A 19,470-nucleotide genomic window follows, 5' to 3' on the forward strand; every position below is an offset into this window, starting at 1 on the left:
GATCGTGAGGTCGGCACCAACGCAACAACGACAACGACGGGCTTCACCGGTGGGAGCCGGTAACGGGTACGAAGGAGGTGAGCGGCGAGATGGCCGATCGTGACGAACCGACCGGAGCGTTGGTCCGTCCATACGCCGTGACCCGTGGCCGTACCCGTCCCCGGCTCGACATCGCGCTGGAGGCGCTCGTCGAGACGACGGTGCGCGGCCGCACCGCTGCCAGTGGCAACGGTGGTGGCCGCGAACACCAGTACATCGCCGCGCTGTGTGACGGACGCGTGCAATCGCTCGCGGAGATCGCGGCGCGGCTGCAGCTCCCGCTCGGTGTGGCCCGGGTGCTCATCGCCGACATGGCGACGGACGGCCTGGTCGCGGTCCACGAGCCGACCATCCTGGACGACTCCGACGACGCGGTGGGCACTGAACTGCTGGAGAGGGTGCTGAGTGGACTTCGCAGGCTCTGACATGTCGCACCGCCCGCCGAACCCGAGCGGCCGCGTGACGTCGGCGAAGATCGTTATCGCCGGTGGATTCGGCGTCGGTAAGACGACGCTGGTCGGCTCGGTCTCGGAGATCACGCCGCTGACCACCGAGGCCATCATGACCTCCGCTGGCGTGGGCGTCGACGATACCCGGCAGGTGCCGGGCAAGACGACGACCACGGTGGCCATGGACTTCGGCCGGATCTCGATCGACCGTGACCTGATCCTGTACCTGTTCGGTACGCCGGGTCAGACTCGATTCTGGTTCATGTGGGACGAACTGGTTCGGGGTGCGATCGGCGCGGTCGTGCTGGTGGACACTCGCCGGCTGGCCGACTGCTTCGCGGCGATCGACTTCTTCGAGCACCGACGCCTCCCGTACCTGGTGGCGATCAACTGCTTCGACGGGATGCAGTACCACGACCCGCAGGACGTTCGGGACGCCTTGGCGATCTCGAGCGACGTGCCGGTGGTGGCCTGCGACGCCCGTAACCGGGAGTCGACGAAGCACGTGCTGATCTCGCTGGTCGAGTACGTGCTCACCATGCGCCGTACGCGCGCCGTCGCCCCGGCCTGATCGGGACGCCGCACCCCGGTGGTGGCTCAGGCCGCCACCGGGAGCACCACCCTGCTCGCCGACGCCCCTACGTCGGCGCGCGCCCTACGCCGTCTCCTGAGGCCCTGGAAGCCACCGGCCCCCGCACCCTGGGCCGTTGAGCTGCGGGCTTCGAGAGGCGGCGTTGCCGCGTCCAGGTGCACGTCTCCACACGCGACAGCGCCCTCAGTCCGCTGACTGAGGGCGCTGTCGCGTGTAACGAGGGTCAGGACTGGTAACCGGCGGAGCGGTACTCGTACTCCCGGTCGTCGTCGCGGTCGCCGTGGTCGCGGCTGAAGTCCCAGCCACCGGCCGCCTCGCGGCCGGGTCGACCACCCACCGCGAAACCGCCGATCTCCTGGCCGCGACGCCAACCACGGAAGTAGCCGGTGGTGTTCTCCGCGAGGCTTGCCGCATCGCGCACTATCCGCAATGGACGCTCCTCGCGCAGCGGGGAACCAGGGACCAGGTTGGCCTGAGGCACGCGCTTCGGCAGCCCGGCGTTGGTCTCGGCGCCGACCGCGGGGCGGGCGGCCTGCTCTGCGGCCTGCCAGCCCGTGTCGGCCGTGGTCGACCAGTCCAGGTCGGACTCCTCGGCCTGGCCGACGAACCACGCCGACTTGGCCTGCGCGAAGATCAGCAGGTCGCCGTCACCCTCGTCGGCGACCGGTGGCGGACGGTGCTCGACCGGCGGCGTCCGGCGCTCCAACGGAGGGGTCCGGCGCTCCATCGGCGGCGTCCGCTGCTCCAGCGAGGGCGTGCGGGGCTCCAATGAGGGCGTGCGGGGCTCCAATGAGGGAGTGCGAGGCTCCAATGAGGGAGTGCGAGGCTCCAGCGAGGGCGTCCGGTGCTCCATCGGCGGCGGCGGACGGTGCTCGGCGGCACGGTCGGGCCGAGCGGCCGGTCGGCCGCCGCGAGCGGCCAACTCCCGGTCGACCAACCGCAGCGGCGGGGTCTCCAGGTGCGCGTCCGCAGACGGGTTGAGCCCCTCGCGCAGCGCCCGGTCAGCCAGTGGCGGTGGCTCCACCAGTCGCAGCATGGGCGGCTCCTGCGGCAGGTCGTCCGCCAACCAGGGCGGGGTGACCCGACCGTCGGCCCGACCCGGGTCGGTCGGGGCCTCGATGCCGCGGCTGCCACCGTACGGGTAGGCCACCGGGTTGTTCGGCGAGCTGTCGGCCGGGTCCTCCGGGTTGTTGACCAGCGGCCAGTTGGCGCGGGAACCGGGGGGTGCGGCGGCCTCCTGGCCGGGACGGGGGATCGGCACCGGGATGCTGAGATCGGTGGCGCTGAACCCGCCCGTGGGTGGCTCGTCCACCGGGCGTTGCAGGTGGCTCGGCCGGGGCTCGCCGTTCGTCTTGGGACGGGGAGGAATGACCGTCCGCTGCCGTTCGGCCCGCGCGTTGTTGATCGCGGCGGTGGTCAGCGTCGGCCGGAACGGCTCGCCCGCCTCGGCCGGAGGCACCATGCCGCGCTGTGCCGGTGCGATCGGGGTGATCCCGGGCGGCGGGGGCGGCGGCGAGGAGACCGGTCGGTTGGTCGGACCGTCGATCCGGCTGGGCGCCGGCTCGGCGCGGCCGGGAAGCGTGGACGACGGCGGCTTGGCCATGGCGGCCGGGGCCATCGGTGCGGGCGCGACCGGCGGCGGCGTGACCGGAGCCGGGGCGACCGGGGGCGGCCCGAGTGGGCGGGGCGACGCGAGCGGTGCGTTACCGGGGATCGGCTCGGGGCGGCTGCGTCGCCCGACGGCGGGTGCGGGGTCGGCGGCCGGGGTGGGCCGGAGCGACCGCAGCCCGGCGCCGGTGCCGGCCAGCCCGGTCGGCTCACCGGCTGGCTCGCCACGGCGGGCGCCGTTGCCGGCCATCCCGGTCAGCTCGCCGACCGACTCGCCACGGCGGGCGGCGGCACGGCGGCCGGGTGCCTGGGCAGGGGCGGTCACCCGCGAGCCGAGCGCACTGACCAGGGCCTCACAGCCTGCGTCGCAGGCCCGCACCGAAGCGACGGCCTGGCGGACCGTCTCGGCCACCGCGGAAGTGAGCGCCCGGTTGACCGCGGCGCGCCGCGGCGTTTCGGAGATGGCGACCCGCAGAGCGGTGACCGCCTCGTTGATCTCGTCGGCGTCGGCCACCCCGTCGGCGGCGAGGTGCGCGGCGATGGCGTCCGCAGCGACCGACACCTCGCGGCCCCGGGCGACGGTGCCGCCGAGCATGCCCGGCTCGGGCAGCGCGTCCAGCACCGCCAGCGAGACCGGCTCGGCCGGGTCCGGGTATGCACGCAGGGCCGCCGGGTAGAGCTCGCGCAGGACCTCCCGCAGTGCCACGGCGGCGGAGTGTCGGCCGGTGGCCAGCGCGGCGTGCGCGGCGAGCACCTGCTTGTAGCCGGCGAGATCCCGGGGTGCCGGCAGGGTGACCGCGGAGAGCGCGCCCGCCTGCAACGCGCGGGCCAGGCCGACGGCCCGTCGTTCGGCCGGAGGTGACTGCATCTCCTCCAGGGAGTCGTCGTCGGCGAACCGCTCGGCGAAGTCGTCCACCGAGTCGTCGTCGGCGATCGCCAGGGGCCGACCCGCCGCGCTCAACAGCGAGATGACCGTGTGGTCGTCGCTGTCGGCGGCGATGGCCGCACCGCTCGGCCCGCCCGACCGCTCCACGAGCAGCGCGACGAGCTGGGCGTAGCCAGCGGCCTCGTCGCTGATCTCGCAGACATGCAGCAGACGGCCTGCGTCGTCGACCACAGCGGACGTCAGCGTCGAACCGGCGGAGGCCGGTCGGTCAGCCGGATCCGCCGAGGCCAGACCGCAGTAAACGCGCACGAGCGCCACGGCGTCGTCCTCCTCCCGGGACAGGTCTTTCCTCTGCCAGCAACTGATGCTCCCCGGTACGGGTCAGTCGCGCCAGTCCACCACCGCAGAGATCTTGCCGACAATGGTGCGCCAACCCAAACTCGCGGTCTGCGCACCGATCTTCTTCAGCCGCCGCCGACCCATGAAAGCGCCGATCCCACCGTTGGCGGTGGCACGCAGCGCCTCGTCCAGGTCGTCGAGGCTGGAGCCGGCGGAGAGCATGTCGAGTACCGCAGGCAGCCGCAATGCGTACGAGAGGTCACGCGCGACCTCGCCGGCCTCGATCAGCAGGGTCGAATCCCAGGAGTCGTGCCCGCCGCGCAGGTTCTCCACGACGAGGTCGAGCTCGTAGGTGTCCTCGTCGAGGGGCGCGATATCCGCGGGCTCCACCCGTTCGGACAATTCATTCCAGCTGTCCAGTTGGGACAGATCGTTTGGCGCACCGGACCGGATGAAACTGACCAACGACTCGGGGGTCTTGAACAGCAGCAGCTTGCCCTGGTTGCTGAGGAAGACCGGCACCTCCTCGTCGTCGGCCTCGTCCGTGGCGTCCTCGTCGGCCTCGGCCTCGTCGTCGGCCGCGTCGGTGTCGGCGGCGCCGTCGCGTCGGCGGCGCTTCGACTCGTCCTCGTCGTCGGCGAACTCCTCGGCCAGGTCCTCGTCGAGGATGACGACGGTCTCGTCGTCCTCTTCCTCCTCGATCACCTGACGTCGGGCGAGGAACGGGTCGTCCAGGTCGCGCTCGGTCACGTCGGTCGGGGTCAGCGAGCTGGCCGGCCGGTATGCCCGCAGCGTGAAGCCGGTGCCGGCGGGCAGGGCGATCTCCACCGGGTCGATGCGCAGCTCGTCCCAGAGTGCACGGTCGACCGAGGCCGAGGGGCCGTCGGTCTCATCTGGCTCGACCGCGCCGGTGGTGTCGTCGAGCTCGGGCTCGTCGGCGTCGGGCCGTTGGGGCGACTGGCGGGCCACGCTGACCTCCGTGTGCTTCGGGTTGCCCACCCGCCGGGGTCTCTGACCGGCGAGTGACTCTGGGCACATACCCTAGTCGGCGGCCCTGGGTGACCGATGCCCGCACCCCGGTGGCCGGCTGGCGCACGGATTCGACCTGCTGGTGGTGGGCGCTGGCGATCTGGCCGTTCGACAAGTAGCGTAGCTACGTATGAAGGCCCAGGCGTTGCACGGCCATCTCGACGCTCTGCTGCTCGCCGTTCTCGAACAGGGCGCGCTGCACGGCTACGCCATCATCGAGGCGTTGCGCGCGCGCAGCGACGGCACTCTGGATCTGCCCACCGGCACCATCTATCCGGCGTTGCGTCGGCTGGAACGCGCCGGGCACGTGGCGAGCACCTGGAGCACTGTCAACGGCAGGGAACGGCGGACATACCAGCTCACCGATTCCGGCCGGGGAGCGTTGGCCGGGGAGCGCGCGGGTTGGCGTGACTTCCAGTTGACCGTCGGCCGGTTCCTCGACCCCGGCAGCCCGCCCAGCACCCCGGCCTGACCCCGGTCGAGCCGGCGACCACCGGCGGGACCGGGGCACCGGCGACGTGGCTCAGTGGGCCGTGCTGGCGAGCGACTCCGCTCGGCGGGCGGTGGCCTGCAGCCAGCCGCGCACCGCACGGGCCAGTGAGAAGTACGCGCCGCCCACCAGCACCGCGCCGATGATCATCGGCGGCCAGCGCAGCGCGTCGTCCCAGAGAGTCATCGACCAGGCGAACAGGGCGCAGCCGGCGATCATGGCGAGAGCCAGCATGGCGGTCAGGCCGGCGCCCACCGCGCGTTGCACCAGGGCCAGACCCGGACGTGTCGAACGGGCGCTCGCCGCGACCACCAGCAGACCGGCCACTGCCAGCAGCAGCGAACCCATCCAGATCCAGTCGACCGAGCTGGCGAGCAGCTGGTAGCCGGCCGGTGGACGGGGGCCGCTGCTCCAGCTCGACCCCCGCCAGGTCAGATCCCCGGCGACCACCCCGACCCCGGCGATCGCCAGCATCCGCAGGGACAGCCCGCGCAGGGCACCCACCGCCAGCTCGGCCTGCCAGGAGGGAAGGACCTGCGCCGGCGAGCCGAACTCGACCACGGCCCGGCGCTGCGCCTCCGTGGACGGCACACCGCTCTCCCGGTATGCCTCCACGGCGTCCAGCAGCCCGTGCCGGGCCTCGGTGAGCAGGTCGGACTTGAGTCGCGCCGGCCCCTGCAACCGGGCGGCCAACTCCCGCAGGTGCTCGTCGACCAACACGTCCTCACGGTGCGGCATGGCACCACCCTGCCACGGGTCAGGGAGCCCTGACGTCGGGGAGAACCCTGGTCCGTCCCCGAGCCCCGGTCAGGGGGCGAGGGCCAGGTAACCCCGCTCGGCCGCAGCCTGGAGCAGCCACTGGTCCCGGTACCAGCCCGCGGCGGCGACCAGGTCGGCGTGCCGGCCGCGCTGGATCACCCGGCCGCCGTCGAGGACGACGATCTCGTCCAGCTCGGCCAGCCCGCTGAGCCGGTGGCTGATCAGCAGCACCGAGTGCCCGGCGGGGGTGGCGGCAAGAGCGGACGCGAGCACCGCGTCGGCGGCGGCCGGATCAAGACCTTCGGTGGGCTCGTCGAGCACCAGCACCGGCGGCGCGGCGAGCAGGGCCCGCGCGAGCGCCAGCCGCTGCCGCTGGCCACCGGAGAGCTGCCCGCCCTCCTCGCCGACCAGCGTGTCCCAACCCGCCGGCTGGGCGCGTACCCAGTCCAGCAGGCCCGCGGCGGCGGTGGCCGCCGTCAGTGCCTCCTCGTCGGCCCCGGCCCGCCCGAGCAGCAGGTTCTCCCGCACCGTGGCGTGAAAGACGTACGCCTCGGCCAGCAGGCCGCCGACCGCCCGCGGCAGTGCCTCCTCGGCGTACGCCGAGAGGTCGTGACCGTCGAGGGTGACCCGCCCGGACACCGGTTGGACGGTGCCGGTCAGGACGGCGGCCAGGGTGCTCTTGCCGGCGCCGCTCGGACCGACCACCGCGATCCTCCGCCCCGGCGGCAGGTCCAGGCTGACGCCGTCGAGGGCGGGTGCCGCACCGGCCCGGTACCGCACTGTCACGTCGACGAAGCGCAGCTCGTGGGGGCCGACCAGGTCCGTCATGCCGGCCGTGGGCGGGGAAGCCGGCGTGCCGGCGTCCAGCAGGTCGGCCACCCGGGCCAGACCGGGCCGCAACTGCGTCCACTGCCGGGCCGCCGTGACCAGTGCCAGCGTCACCTCGACGGCGGCCAGCGCGCCGACGGCCAGGACACCCACCAGCACCCCCGACACGTCGGCGGCCAGCGCTGCCAGCACCACCGCCGCAGCGGTCAGCCCGGCGGTCAGCACCCCGGCCGCGTCCACCGCGAACCCGGTGGCGGCCAGCCGACGTTCCAGACGGGCCAGCCGGCGGGCCCGCTGCGCGGCGGCACGCAGCGTGACGTCGGTGGCTCCGAACGCGGCCAGGTCGGCTGCGCCGTGGGTCAGGTCGATCGCGTCGGTGGCCAGTGCGCCGCGCAGGGGTGCCACCTGGGCCGCGCTGCGGCGGGTGACAGCGGTGGCCAGTGCGGGCAGTGCCACCCCGGCGACCAGCAGCCCGACGGCGAGCGCACCGGCGGCAGGTGGTGAGATCAGCGCCGCCACGCCGACCGCCAGCACACCGACCAGGGCCGCCGCCGAGCCAGGGACCAGCACACGCAGCAGCAGGTCCTGGACGGCCTCGACGTCGGAGACCAGCCGGCTCAGCACGTCCCCCGACCGGTGCGCGGCGCCACGCCGAGCGGCGAGGGTGGCGAAGACCCGGGCCCGGACGTCGGTGATCATGCGGAGCACCGCGTCGTGCCCGGCGAGCCGTTCGGTGTAGCGGAACACGCCACGGCTGATCGCCAGCGCCCGGACAGCGACGATCGCCACTGTGAGCCGGTCCAGCGGAGGCTGGCCGGCGGCGCTCATCAACAGCCAGGTGGCGGTGGCCATCAGGGCGAGCCCGGCGAACTCGGTGGCGGCCGCGAGCAGCCCGGCACCGACCAGCCGACCCAGGTACGGGCGGGCCAGCCGCAGCACGGCGCGCTCGGCGGCGGTCCGCCCGCCCGATGCCACGCCGGCGACCGTCTCCGGCCCGTGTTCCGTGCTCATCGGGTCGCCTTCCCGGTCGGTTCGGGCGTCAGCTCGGTGACCCGACCGTCCTCGACCCGCAGGATCCGGTCGGCGTCGGCGAGCAGCGCCGGTCGGTGCGCGACCAGGAGCGCTGTGCGCCCGGCGACCAGGCGGCGGGTGGCGTCGAGCACCACCGCCTCGGCCGCGGTGTCCAGGCGGGCGGTGGGTTCGTCGAGCAGCACCACCGGCGCGGACCGCAGGAACGCCCGGGCCAGCGCCACCCGCTGCCGCTGCCCGCTGGACAGCCCGTGGCCGCGTTCGCCGAGCAGGGTGTCCAGGCCGTCCGGCAGGCCGGCCACCACGTCGTCCAGGGCGGCGTCGTGCACCGCGGCGGCGAGCGCGTCGGGCGTGGTGTCCGGTGCGCCGAGCCGGATGTTGTCGGCCAGCGAGGCGGCGAAGAGATGGGCCCGCTGCGGCACCCAGGCGAGTTGCCGACGCCAGGCGTCCGGGTCGGCGGTGGCGAGGTCGACCCCGTCCACTGTGATCCGGCCGCTGGTCGGGGTCACGAAGCCGAGCAGCAGGCCGAGCAACGTGCTCTTGCCGGCGCCGCTGGGCCCGATGATGGCGATCCGTTCGCCGGCTCGGATGGTCAGGGTCACGTCACGCAGGGCGGTGGTCCGCTCGTACGCCACGGTCACCCCCTCGAACCGGATGTCACGTCGCGCGTCGGGGACGGTGGCGCCCTCGGCGGCCCGGGGCGCGGTGGGTGCGGCCGAGATGGTCAGCGCCTCGTCCAGCGCGGCGAGCCCTTCCATGCTGGCGTGGAAGCGGCTGCCGGCGGCCCGCAGTGGCAGGTACGCCTCCGGGGTGAGCAGCAGCACCAGCAGCGCTGTCTGCAGGGCCAGCCCGCCGCCGAGCAACCGGATGCCGACCGGCACCGCGACCAGTGCCACCGAGAGGGTGGCGACCAGCTCCAGCACCAGCGCGGAGAGGAACGCGATCCGCAGCGTCTTCATGGTGGCGACGCGGTGCCCGTCGGCCATCCGGCGCACCACCTCGGTCTGTGCCCGGGCCCGCCCGAACGCGCGCAGCGTGGGCAACCCGGCGACCATGTCCAGGAAGTGCCCGCCGAGCAGCGAGAGTCGCCGCCACTGCCGTTCGGTGGCGGCCTGGGCCTGCCAGCCGAGCAGCGCGCCGAAGACCGGGATCAGCGGCAGGGTCACCGCGATGATCACCGCCGAGCTCCAGTCGGCGAAGACGACCCGGGCGAGCACCGCCAGCGGCACAGTGACGCTGAGCATCAGCTGGGGCAGGTATCCGGTGAAGTAGGCGTCCAGCGCGTCCAGCCCGCGCCCGGCCAGGGTGGCGATCTGACCGGCCCGCTGCCCGGCCACCCAGCCGGGCCCGTGTCGGCCGACCGCGCCGAGCAGGTCGGCCCTCAGCGTCGCCTTGACCGTGGCGGCGACCCGCGCCGAGACCGTGCCCTGTGCCCAGACCAGCGCCGAGCGGGCAGCGACCGCGACCATGAAGGCGCCCAGCGCCGGCCGATCCAGCCGACCGTCGATCGCCGTGGCCAGCACCGCCGCGAGGGCGGTGGCCTGCGCCACGATCAACCCGGCGGCGAGCACACCGAGGAGCGCGAGCACGGCAAGATCGCGCCGGGCCGCAGGGACCCGGCGCAGCAGACGCGGGTCGAACGGACGGCGTTTCACCAGTACACCGGTGCCCTGCCGTCGGTCCGTCCTCGGAAAACCCACCAACACATCGCCTGGAAGCCTAGTAGGGCCGGAAGTAGCGGCAGCGCCACCCAGCCGAGGAGCCGCAGCGTCGGTGCGCTCGCAGCGGCGTCGGTCACTGTCAGCGAGGCGCCCGGGTCGGTCGTGGACACCAGCACATAGGGCCAGAGAGCCGCCCCGACCAGCACCACCGGCAGCGCGAGGGCCGCGCCGGTTGCGGCCAGAGCCCACCCCGGCCGCCGCCGCGCCAGCGCCGCGCGGGCCGCCAGCAGCGCCGCCGCGAGCAGCAACGGCAGGAGTACGGCCACCGCCGGCCGCTGGACGGCGTCGCGTACCCGGGAGGAGAGCAGGCCCACGACGGTGGCCAGGGCGACCGCGGTGAGCGCCACCGGCACCAGCCGGCGGGCCGTGCGGCCGACCACGGCGGCGGCGTCGGCCGACAGGCGCAGCGCGAGGAAGGTCGCTCCGTGCACCGCGACCAGTGCGACCATGGCCAGCCCGACGGTGGCTGCGAACGGGGTGGCCAGGTGCGACACCCCGGCGACGTGCCCGTCGGCCTGACGGGGCACGCCCTGGAGCAGCGCGGCGAGCACCACCCCCCAGCCCATTGCGGCGAGTGCGCTGCCGATCATCACGACGCGGTCCCAGCGCGCTCGGATCCGTTCGTCTGCGGGCCGACTGCGCAGCTGCACCCCGACGGTGACCAGGATGACGCCGACCAGGGCACCGGCCACGGCCGGATAGCAGCCGGAGAGCAACTCGCCCTCCAGCACCGGGAACGCGCCGAAGAGGATGCCCACGGCGGCCACCAGCCAGACCTCGTTGCCGAGGAAGAACGGGCCGAGCGCGGTGAGCGCCTCCCTCCGCAGAGCGGGGCCGCCACCGCGGGCGAGCAGCAGCCCGACGCCGTAGTCGTAGCCGGCGAGCACCAGGTAGCCGGTGAAGAAGAGGCCGAGCAGGGCGTACCAGGCGAGGTCCACGGTGTTCTCCTCAGTTCCTCGGTGCCTCAGACGAGCGCGGGTTCGGGGTGGGTCGACTCACTCGGAGGCGCCGGTGGGCGGCCGAGTGCCGGATCGGCCGCGCCCCGCGCCGCGTGCCGGGCGAGCAGCACCCAGTTGGTGACGGTGAGGGTGCCGAGCAGCAGGCTGAACCCGATCAGGGAGGCGAGCATCACCGGTGCGCCGACCGGGGAGACGGCCTGCTCAGTGGGGAGCAGCCCGTACGCCACCCAGGGCTGGCGGCCGACCTCGCGGGCGATCCAGCCGAGGATCACCGCGACGAACGGCAGCGGCAGGGCGAGCAGGACCAGCCAGAGCGGGAAGCGCAGCCGGATGATCCAGTCCCGGAAGAGCAGGGGGAGCAGCAACCAGACGCAGCCGAGGGTGAAGCCGATCAGGATCATGAAGCCCAGCCCGACGCTGGCCAGCACCGGTGGCGTGTAGTCGCCGGGGCCGAACCGGGTGGTCCAGTCGGCGATCAGCGCCTGCGCCTCCGGGCTCTGGCCGCCGAACTTGGTCGGCTGCACGCCGCCGACCGGGCCGAACTGGGCGAAGCCGAAGCCCTGCACCAGGCTGATCGCCAGCGCCGAGGTGACCAGGCCGATCCGCAGCGAGGTGCGGAAGAGCACGAAGTCGGGAGTACGCCGGATCAGGTGCCAGGCGCTGACCGCCGCCATCAGCATCCCGCCGACCAGCAACGCGGCCGAGACCACGTGCCCGAACGCCATGCCGAGGCTGGGGTTGGAGAGCAGCGCGCCGAAGTCGGTGAGGTGGGCGATGCCGTCGCGTACCTCGTAACCGACCGGGTGTTGCAGCCAGGAGTTGGCCACCATGATCCAGAACGCCGAGGCGTACGCGGTGATGGCCACGCCCCAGAGCAGCGCGAGATGGACACCCTTGCCGAGCCGGTGCCAGCCGAAGATCCACATCCCGAGGAACGTGGATTCGAGGAAGAACGCCACCAGCGTCTCGATGGCCAGCGGCGCGCCGAAGACGTTGCCGACGTAGCGCGACAGGCCACTCCAGTTCAGCCCGAACTGGAACTCCATCACGATGCCGGTGGCGATGCCGAGCACGTAATTGATCACGTAGAGCTGACCCCAGTAGCGGGTCAGCCGCTCCCACTTCGGGTTGCCGGTGAGCACCCAGGCGGTCTGCATCCCGACCAGCAGGGTGACCAGCCCGAGCGTGACGACCACGAAGAGGAAGTGGATCGAGGTGGTGGTGGCGAACTGCAGGCGGGCGAGGAGCAGGGTGTCCATGGCCGGCTCTCCGTAGTGTTGGCTCCCTTGTCGTAGCCACCCTACACGTAGTTTCTCTACATGTCTGTCTACTACGCGACGTCGTAGAAGAGAGTACTACAGCACGTAGTAGTCATGGGTTTGGAAGATCGCGCTCTTGCGGCGGGACACGGCGGAGCGGCGCCCATGCGGGGGCGCGGCGTGTGGCGTGCTGGGTCAGGTCAGGACAGGAAGAGGGTGACCGGGAGGGCGACCAGCGTGCTGGCCACCGCGAGGGCGGTGGCGCCGAGCACCCGGGGCGGCCGGTCGGTGACCAGGAGGCGCTGGACCCGTACGTCGAGATCCCGGTCGCCCATGCCGAGCGCGCCGGCCGGGGTGATCCGGTGACCGGCGGCGGCGAAGCGGCGCAGCGCTCCGGCCAGCGGCGCTTCCGCATGCAGCTCACGGGCCTTGTCGTCGGCGCGCATCTCGACCAGCAGGGCGACCCGTTCGTGGGCGTCGCGGACCCAGCCGAACCACGGCAACGCCCGGCACAGCGCGGTGAACGGCAGCAGCACCAGATCGTGCCGCTCGTGGGCGTGCGCGCGCTCGTGGCTGAGCACCGCGGCCAGCTCGGCGCGGTCGAGCAGGCTCAGTGTGCCGGCGCTGACCACCACCTGCGGCTTCACCCCGGGCAGGCAGTATGCGGCGGCGCTCGGATGATCCAGCACCAGCGCGCCGGGGGCGGCCGGATCGTCCCGGGCGACCAGGGAGAGCAGGTCCCGGTGCCGGCGCTGGGCGCGTACGGTGCCGTGGATGCTGCGGACGGTCGTGGCGACCAGCACCGCGCCGATGCCGAAGCCCACCCCGACGCCGGCGAGGTGGAAGGTGTTCACCCCGATCGGCAGTGTGCCGTGGGCGAGGTCGTTGGCCAGGGCGAGCAGCGCGCTGCCGGTCGGCAGGTCGTACGCGCTCAGCCCGAGCGCCATGGGCAGGCCCATCGCCGAGAGACCCACCGCCAACCCGACGGCCTGCCAGCAGATGATCGCCACCCGAGGGCTGCGCCACGTCCAGGTGGAGCGGGCCAGCACCTGAGCCGTCAGGTAGCAGGCCAGCATGGTGGCGGCGAAGTGCACGGCGTACGCCATGGCGTGGGTCCTACCGCTCCGCTGCCTCGCCGGCGGTTCGCCGGCCCGCCGGCCCGTCCAGGCGGTCGGTCAGCTCGGTGTCGCCCGGGTCGCCGCTGGTGGAACCCGGACCGGTCAGGCCGGCCTCGCTCCCCAGGGCCGCCCGCAGCACCTCGGCCTCGGTGCCGGTCACCGAACGGGCGAACCGCACGAGTGCGGCGTCCCGGCTGCCGCCCAGGTCGAGGGCGTCGAGCATGAGCTGGGCGATGTGCGCCTCACGGCTCGCCGCCGGCCGGTAGCGCCAGGCTCGACCCTCGCGCTCCCGCTGCACCATGCCCTTGCCGGCGAGCCGGTCCAGCACGGTCATCACAGTGGTGTACGCCAACTCGCGGCCGTCGAGCGCGTCGGCCACCTCGCGCACGGTCACACCGTCCGACGTACCGGGGACCACGTCCCACAACACGTCCATCACCGCACGCTCAAGATCGCCCAACCGAGTCACGAAGCAATCCTACCCCCGGTAGTAGACCCCCCACGCCCCCGAGCCCACCCCACCCCGACCCCGACCAGGACCGGGCGGACCGCCGGACCGCCGGACCGCCCGAAGATCCGCACAAGAACAGGGATGTTGCTGCCTCCAAGGCGCTGGAGGCAGCAACATCCCCGAAGTTGCGCAGATCTTGACCGCGCTCACCGACCCCAGGCGGAACCCGTGAGCTGGCCCACCCGACGATCCCGGCCCACGTCAGGTTTTCCGGGGGAGCCCGCCCGCGCAGGGATCAAGCCTGACCGCCCGGAGTGGGCGGGATCCCCCGGAAAACCCAAAAGGCCGAAAAACGATCACACCCCCTTGGGATGCCACACAGTCTTCGTCTCCAGCAGCGCGGTCATCCGGGCCACACCCGGGTCGACGGACCAGTCGTGGTCGGCCGGGGCCGGTCGGAGCACCCGCTTGAGGTTCTCCGCCGCCCTGACCTCCAGGTCGGTGGCGAGCGCGGTGTCGGTCACCCCGGTCAGGTCGATCGCGTTGACGTCCATGTGCGCCGCCAACGCCGGCGCGGTCTCGGTGATCGCGCCGGTGAGGATGTTGACCACCCCGCCGGGCAGGTCGGAGGTGGCCAGCACCTCGGCCAGCGTCACCGCCGCCAGGGGCTCGGAGGGCGATGCCGCCACGACCACCGTGTTGCCGCTGACGATCGCCGGGGCGATCACGCTGACCAGGCCGAGCAGCGCCGGGCGCTCGGGGGCGACGACGGCGATCACGCCGGTCGGTTCGGGCGCGGAGATGTTGAAGTACGGGCCGGCGACCGGGTTGGCGCCGCCGTACACCTGGGCGAGCTTGTCGGCCCAGCCGGCGTACCAGACCCAGCGGTCGACGGCGGCGTCCACCTCGTCGCCGGGCACGCCCAGGGCGACGAACTGCTCGCGGCGGCCCTCCAGCATCTCGGCGGCCCGGTAGAGGATCTGACCCCGGTTGTACGCGGTCGCGCCGGCCCAGCCCTTCACGGCGGCGCGGGCGGCGACCACCGCGTCCCGGGCGTCCTTGCGGGAGGCCAGTGACACATTCGAGGACTGCACGAGATACGACCGTCCCGACTCGCTGCGCGGGAACTTCCCGCCGATGAAGAGCTTGTACGTCTTACGTACCGCGACCCGCTCAGACATTGAGGTAGCCCTCCAGCCCGTGCCGGCCGCCCTCGCGACCGTAACCCGACTCCTTGTAGCCACCGAATGGCGAGGTGGGGTCGAACTTGTTGAACGTGTTGGCCCAGACCACACCGGCGCGCAGCCGGTCGGCCATCCACAGGATCCGGGAACCCTTGTCGGTCCAGATCCCGGCCGACAGCCCGTACGGCGTGTTGTTGGCCTTTTCGACGGCCTCGGCCGGTGTGCGGAACGTGAGCACCGACAGCACCGGGCCGAAGATCTCCTCGCGGGCGATCCGGTGGGCCTGGGTGACCCCGGTGAAGATGGTGGGCGCGAACCAGAAGCCACGGTCGGGCAGCTCGCACGGCGGTGACCAGCGCTCGGCGCCCTCGGCGGAGCCGGCATCGGACAGCTCGCGGATCCGCTCCAGCTGGGCGGCCGAGTTGATCGCGCCGACGTCGGTGTTCTTGTCCAGTGGGTCGCCGACCCGGAGCTGGGCCATCCGCCGCTTCAGCGACTCCAGCACGCGGTCGGCCACGTTCTCCTGCACCAGGAGTCGGGAGCCGGCGCAGCAGACGTGCCCCTGGTTGAAGAAGATGCCGTTGACGATGCCCTCGACGGCCTGGTCGATGGGCGCGTCGTCGAAGACGATGTTGGCGGCCTTGCCGCCCAGTTCCAGGGTGAGCTTCTTGCTGGTGCCGGCGACGGACCGGGCGATGGCCCGGCCGACCTCGGTGGAGCCGGTGAAGGCGACCTTGTCGACGCCTGCGTGCTCGACCAGTGCGCGGCCGGTGTCGCCGGCGCCGGTGACGATGTTGACCACACCGGCCGGCAGGTCGGCCTGCTGGCAGATCTCGGCGAAGAGCAGCGCGGTGAGCGGGGTGGTCTCGGCGGGCTTCAGCACCACCGTGTTGCCCGCGGCGAGCGCCGGTGCGATCTTCCAGGCCAGCATGAGCAGCGGGAAGTTCCACGGGATGACCTGCGCGGCCACGCCGATCGGCCGCGGGTTGGCACCGAAACCGGCGTGCGGAAGCTTGTCGGCCCAGCCGGCGTAGTAGAAGAAGTGCGCGGCGACCAGCGGCAGGTCGACGTCCCGGGACTCCCGGATTGGCTTGCCGTTGTCCAGGGATTCCAGGACGGCCAGCTCGCGGGAGCGCTCCTGGATGAGTCGGGCGATCCGGTACAGGTACTTCGCCCGGTCCCGGCCCGGCATCGGACCCCAGACCTTGTCGTACGCCTTTCGGGCGGCACGCACCGCGCGTTCCACGTCCTGAGCGCCGGCCTCGGCGATCTCGGCCAGCACCTCCTCGGAGGCCGGGTTGATCGACTTGAAGCTGCCACCGTCGGTCGGATCGACGAACGCGCCGTCGATGAACAGCCCGTACGAGGGTTTGAGGTCCACCACCGAGCGGGACTCGGGGGCGGGGGCGTATTCGAACATCGGCTATCAGTCCAGGGTGAAGTAGTCGGGACCGGAGTAGGTGCCGGTCGTCAGCTTGGTGCGCTGCATCAGCAGGTCGTTGAGCAGGCTGGACGCGCCGAAGCGGAACCAGTCCGGGTCGAGCCAGTCCGGGCCGACGGTCTCGTTGACCATCACCAGGTACTTGATCGCGTCCTTGGTGGTCTTGATGCCACCGGCGGGCTTCACGCCCACCTGCCGCCCGGTGGCCGCCCGGAAGTCACGGACAGCTTCCAGCATCACCAGGGTCACCGGCAGTGTCGCCGCGACCGGGACCTTGCCGGTGGAGGTCTTGATGAAGTCGCCGCCGGCCAGCATGGCCAGCCAGGAGGCCCGCCGCACGTTGTCGTAGGTGGCCAGCTCGCCGGTCTCCAGGATCACCTTGAGGTGGGCGTCCCCGGAGGCCTCCTTGGTGGCCACGATCTCGTCGTAGACCTCCTTGTAGCGCCCGGCCAGGAACGCACCCCGGTTGATCACCATGTCGATCTCGTCGGCGCCGGCCGCGACGGCGGCCCGGGTGTCGGCCAGCTTGATCTCCAACGGTGCCTGGCCGGACGGGAACGCGGTCGCCACGCTGGCCAGGTGCACGCCACTTCCGCGCAGCACCTCGGCCACGTGCGGGACCATCGCCGGGTAGACGCAGACCGCGCCGACGTGCGGGCAGGACGGGTCGGCCGGGTCCGGGCGCAGTGCCTTCGCGGCGAGCGCGCGCACCTTGCCCGGGGTGTCCGCCCCCTCCAGGGTGGTCAGGTCGACCATCCGGATCGCCAGGTCGATCGCCTGGGCCTTGGCGGTGGTCTTGATGGATCGGGTGCCGAGCTGTGCCGCCCGCTGCTCCGCGCCGACCTGGTCCACGCCGGGAAGCCCGTGCAGGAAGGTCCGCAGAGCGGTCTCGGATCGTCCCAGCTCGGAGAGCTCCGACCGGGCCGACGTCGTTGTCGCCGTCATGCCGAGAAGTCTACGCACCGGACAGCTGAGTGATCTTGGTCACGGCGGGCTCGACGTGAGCGGCGTCGCTGGTCCGACCGCACCGTCACCACTGCGCCGAACGGACCGGTAGGTTGAGCGATCGTGGACGTACACGTCATTGACCACCCGCTGGCCCAGTCTCGGCTGACCGCCATGCGGGACGCGCGCACCGATTCCTCGACGTTTCGGGCGGCGCTGCACGAACTGACCACCATGCTGGTGTACGAGGCGGCGCGCTCCTTCCCCGTCGAGCGGTACGAGGTGCAGACGCCGGTCACCGGCACCGAGGGCACCCGGCTGGCCAACCCGCCGCTGCTGGTGCCGGTGCTGCGGGCCGGCCTCGGCATGGCGGACGCCGCACTCGGCCTGCTGCCCGAGTCCTCGATGGGCTTCGTCGGCCTGGCCCGCGACGAGGAGACCTACGAGCCGCGCGCGTACATGGAGTCGCTGCCCCGCGACCTGTCCGGGCTGCCGGTGCTGGTGCTCGACCCGATGCTCGCGACCGGTGGCTCGCTGGAGCATTCCTGCCGGTTGCTCGCCGACCGTGGCTGCACCGACATCACAGTGCTCTGCGTCCTCGCCGCCCCGGTCGGCATCGAACGGCTGGAACGCTCCGGCCTGCCGTTGCGCCTGGTCACGGCCTCGATCGACCAGGGGCTCAACGACAGCATGTTCATCGTTCCCGGGCTCGGGGACGCCGGCGACCGCCAGTTCGGCGGCATGCCCCGGTTCTGAGTTCGACACCCGGTGGGTGCCGGGTCTGGCGGGTCCGTGCGCGGTGGTGCGCGGACCCGCTACCGTCTCGGGCCATGACTGGTGTTGCGCTCGCCGAGGAGTTGCTGCTCCTCGCCTACGACGACACGACCGGCAAGGCGACCATGCCGCGGATCAGCCTGGACCTCGGCATGGCCGCCGCGGTGCTGGTCGAGCTGGCCATCGCCGGCCGGATCGCGTACGCCGAAGGGTCGTTGACCGTGGCCGACCCGACGCCGACCGGCGAACCGGTCGCCGACGAGGTGCTGAGCCGGATCGCGGCCGACACCCCGCACACCCCGGCCTCCTGGGTGCAGCGCCTGCGGCACGGCCTGCGGGACCGGATCCTCGGTGACCTGTGCAGCCAGGGTGTGGTCCGCGACGTCGACGAGACCGAGCTGGGCTTCATCCACGTGCACCGTTACCCGGTGGTCGACGCCTCCGTCGAGGCGGAGACCCGGCAGCGCCTGGCCGAGGCCCTGACCGGCGCTGCGGCTCCGGACGAGCGGACCGCCGCGCTGGCCACCCTGGTCGTGGTGCTGCGGATGGAGTCGGCGCTCGGGGTGGACGGTGAGACCGCCGCCGACGCGCGCCGCAGGCTGGAGGCGATCGCCACCGGCGCCGGCTTCTCCGGCGAGGTGAGCACCGACGACTCGGTGGTCCGCCCGTCGGTCGGCCTGGTCGTCGCGGCCCTGGGCCGCGCCGTCGACCAGGCCCTCGGCCCTCGCCGCTGACCGTCGGCCGTCGCCGCTGGCCCTCGCCGCTGACTCTCGGGCCCCGCTCGACGGGCCCTTTGCTCTGCACCCACCCAGGCACCACGGTGCCGGGCCCCCGGCAGGAGCCGGGCGCGGAGGACCGCTGTTCATTCAATGGCGCTTCCGCGGGTGCAGAGCAAAGGGCGAACCTGTCATGGGTGGGCGCTGCGGAGTTCAGATGCCAAGGGCCGCGCTGACCTCAGCGCGGAGCGCGGCGACGGCCGACGCCGCCCTGCCGCGGGCCGTCTGAACGTCACCGTCCACGACCGGTTCCACCACCTCGAGGTACGCCTTGAGCTTCGGTTCCGTCCCGGAGGGCCGGATCACCACCCGGGCGGCCGCGGTACGCAGGATCACCACGTCCGACTCGGGCAACAGGTCCCGGACGCTGTCCACCGGCTGCCCGAGCAGGGTGGTCGGGGTGTCCGCCCGGATCCTGGCCATCGCGTCGGTGATCACCCGCAGGTCGTCCACCCGGGCGGAGAGCTGGTCGGTGTGGTGCACGCCGAACTCGGCGGCCAACTCGTCGAGCCGGTCGGTCAGCGTCCGACCCTGTGTCTTCAGGCCGGCGGCCAGCTCGGCCACGGTCAGCGCCGCCGTGATGCCGTCCTTGTCCCGCACGTGCGCCGGTGCGACGCAGTAGCCGAGCGCCTCCTCGTAGCCGAAGACCAGGGGCGTGCTCCCGCCGCCGGCCCGCACGATCCACTTGAAGCCGGTCAGCGTCTCGTCGTAGGGCAGGCCCCGGGCCGCGCACATCGCGCGCAGCAGTGACGAGGACACGATGGTGGTCGCGTATAGCCCGGTCACCCCGCGCC

The 19,470-nt window shown here is 72.8% G+C and carries 16 protein-coding genes and 3 pseudogenes; 5 read left to right on the plus strand and 14 right to left on the minus strand.

Annotation, left to right across the window (positions count from 1 at the left end):
* Positions 1–89 precede the first annotated feature (89 nt).
* Positions 90–464, plus strand: coding sequence for a DUF742 domain-containing protein (locus tag KBX34_RS28670; RefSeq protein ID WP_088952188.1), 375 nt, complete (start codon positions 90–92; stop codon positions 462–464).
* Position 465: 1 nt separating this feature from the next.
* Positions 466–1,059 (plus strand): ATP/GTP-binding protein, encoded by a 594-nt coding sequence (locus KBX34_RS28675; RefSeq protein ID WP_007455465.1) that lies wholly within the window; start codon positions 466–468, stop codon positions 1,057–1,059.
* A 244-nt stretch (positions 1,060–1,303) separates the two neighbouring features.
* On the opposite strand, the pseudogene KBX34_RS34485 reads toward KBX34_RS28675, so the two are convergent.
* The 3 genes and pseudogenes from KBX34_RS34485 to KBX34_RS28685 all read right to left on the minus strand — a co-directional run.
* Positions 1,304–1,771: pseudogene (locus KBX34_RS34485) on the minus strand (transposase); the annotation flags it as partial.
* 177 nt (positions 1,772–1,948) lie between these two features.
* Positions 1,949–3,916, minus strand: a pseudogene (locus KBX34_RS28680) (transposase); the annotation flags it as partial.
* A 39-nt stretch (positions 3,917–3,955) separates the two neighbouring features.
* Positions 3,956–4,912, minus strand: a complete 957-nt coding sequence (locus KBX34_RS28685) for a DNA primase (protein ID WP_210928056.1) — start codon at positions 4,910–4,912, stop codon at positions 3,956–3,958.
* 160 nt (positions 4,913–5,072) lie between these two features.
* Here KBX34_RS28685 and KBX34_RS28690 point away from each other — a divergent pair, with 160 nt between their 5' ends.
* Complete coding sequence (locus tag KBX34_RS28690; protein ID WP_210928058.1) at positions 5,073–5,414, plus strand: PadR family transcriptional regulator; 342 nt, start codon at positions 5,073–5,075, stop codon at positions 5,412–5,414.
* A gap of 51 nt (positions 5,415–5,465) precedes the next feature.
* Here KBX34_RS28690 and KBX34_RS28695 read toward each other — a convergent pair whose 3' ends face one another.
* The 10 genes from KBX34_RS28695 to deoC all read right to left on the minus strand — a co-directional run bounded on the left by KBX34_RS28695 (position 5,466) and on the right by deoC (position 17,126).
* Entirely contained in the window at positions 5,466–6,170 is a 705-nt protein-coding gene (locus KBX34_RS28695) for a permease prefix domain 1-containing protein (RefSeq protein ID WP_210795392.1), read from the minus strand.
* A 69-nt stretch (positions 6,171–6,239) separates the two neighbouring features.
* On the minus strand, positions 6,240–8,030 hold the full coding sequence (gene cydC / locus KBX34_RS28700; RefSeq protein WP_210928060.1) for a thiol reductant ABC exporter subunit CydC: 1,791 nt from the start codon (positions 8,028–8,030) through the stop codon (positions 6,240–6,242).
* Positions 8,027–9,703, minus strand: coding sequence for a thiol reductant ABC exporter subunit CydD (gene cydD, locus KBX34_RS28705; RefSeq protein WP_210928062.1), 1,677 nt, complete (start codon positions 9,701–9,703; stop codon positions 8,027–8,029). The genes cydC and cydD overlap by 4 nt, the downstream gene beginning before the upstream one ends.
* Entirely contained in the window at positions 9,700–10,707 is a 1,008-nt protein-coding gene (locus KBX34_RS28710; protein WP_210928064.1) for a cytochrome d ubiquinol oxidase subunit II, read from the minus strand. The genes cydD and KBX34_RS28710 overlap by 4 nt, the downstream gene beginning before the upstream one ends.
* Before the next feature lie 26 nt (positions 10,708–10,733).
* The gene (locus KBX34_RS28715) at positions 10,734–11,987 is read right to left on the minus strand and encodes a cytochrome ubiquinol oxidase subunit I (RefSeq protein ID WP_210928066.1); all 1,254 of its coding nucleotides are present in this window, start codon (positions 11,985–11,987) and stop codon (positions 10,734–10,736) included.
* A gap of 200 nt (positions 11,988–12,187) precedes the next feature.
* Positions 12,188–13,093, minus strand: a complete 906-nt coding sequence (locus KBX34_RS28720) for a M56 family metallopeptidase (protein WP_088946157.1) — start codon at positions 13,091–13,093, stop codon at positions 12,188–12,190.
* A 10-nt stretch (positions 13,094–13,103) separates the two neighbouring features.
* On the minus strand, positions 13,104–13,574 hold the full coding sequence (locus KBX34_RS28725) for a BlaI/MecI/CopY family transcriptional regulator (RefSeq protein WP_210795384.1): 471 nt from the start codon (positions 13,572–13,574) through the stop codon (positions 13,104–13,106).
* 338 nt (positions 13,575–13,912) lie between these two features.
* Positions 13,913–14,737, minus strand: coding sequence for an aldehyde dehydrogenase family protein (locus KBX34_RS28730; protein ID WP_210795382.1), 825 nt, complete (start codon positions 14,735–14,737; stop codon positions 13,913–13,915).
* On the minus strand, positions 14,730–16,160 hold the full coding sequence (locus KBX34_RS28735; protein WP_088946160.1) for an aldehyde dehydrogenase family protein: 1,431 nt from the start codon (positions 16,158–16,160) through the stop codon (positions 14,730–14,732). The genes KBX34_RS28730 and KBX34_RS28735 overlap by 8 nt, the downstream gene beginning before the upstream one ends.
* Positions 16,161–16,166: 6 nt before the next feature.
* Positions 16,167–17,126, minus strand: coding sequence for a deoxyribose-phosphate aldolase (gene deoC, locus KBX34_RS28740; protein WP_088946161.1), 960 nt, complete (start codon positions 17,124–17,126; stop codon positions 16,167–16,169).
* A gap of 123 nt (positions 17,127–17,249) precedes the next feature.
* Between deoC and upp the strand changes: the two genes are divergently transcribed.
* Positions 17,250–17,882: a uracil phosphoribosyltransferase gene (gene upp / locus KBX34_RS28745; RefSeq protein ID WP_088946162.1), complete on the plus strand. Its 633-nt coding sequence runs from the start codon at positions 17,250–17,252 to the stop codon at positions 17,880–17,882.
* A 74-nt stretch (positions 17,883–17,956) separates the two neighbouring features.
* On the plus strand, positions 17,957–18,634 hold the full coding sequence (locus tag KBX34_RS28750; protein WP_088946163.1) for a GPP34 family phosphoprotein: 678 nt from the start codon (positions 17,957–17,959) through the stop codon (positions 18,632–18,634).
* A gap of 195 nt (positions 18,635–18,829) precedes the next feature.
* On the opposite strand, the pseudogene KBX34_RS28755 reads toward KBX34_RS28750, so the two are convergent.
* Positions 18,830–19,470 (minus strand): annotated as a pseudogene (locus tag KBX34_RS28755) (phospho-sugar mutase); the annotation flags it as partial.

The organism is Micromonospora sp. M61 (genome assembly GCF_018070245.1).
GTDB classification, from domain to species: domain Bacteria; phylum Actinomycetota; class Actinomycetes; order Mycobacteriales; family Micromonosporaceae; genus Micromonospora; species Micromonospora zamorensis.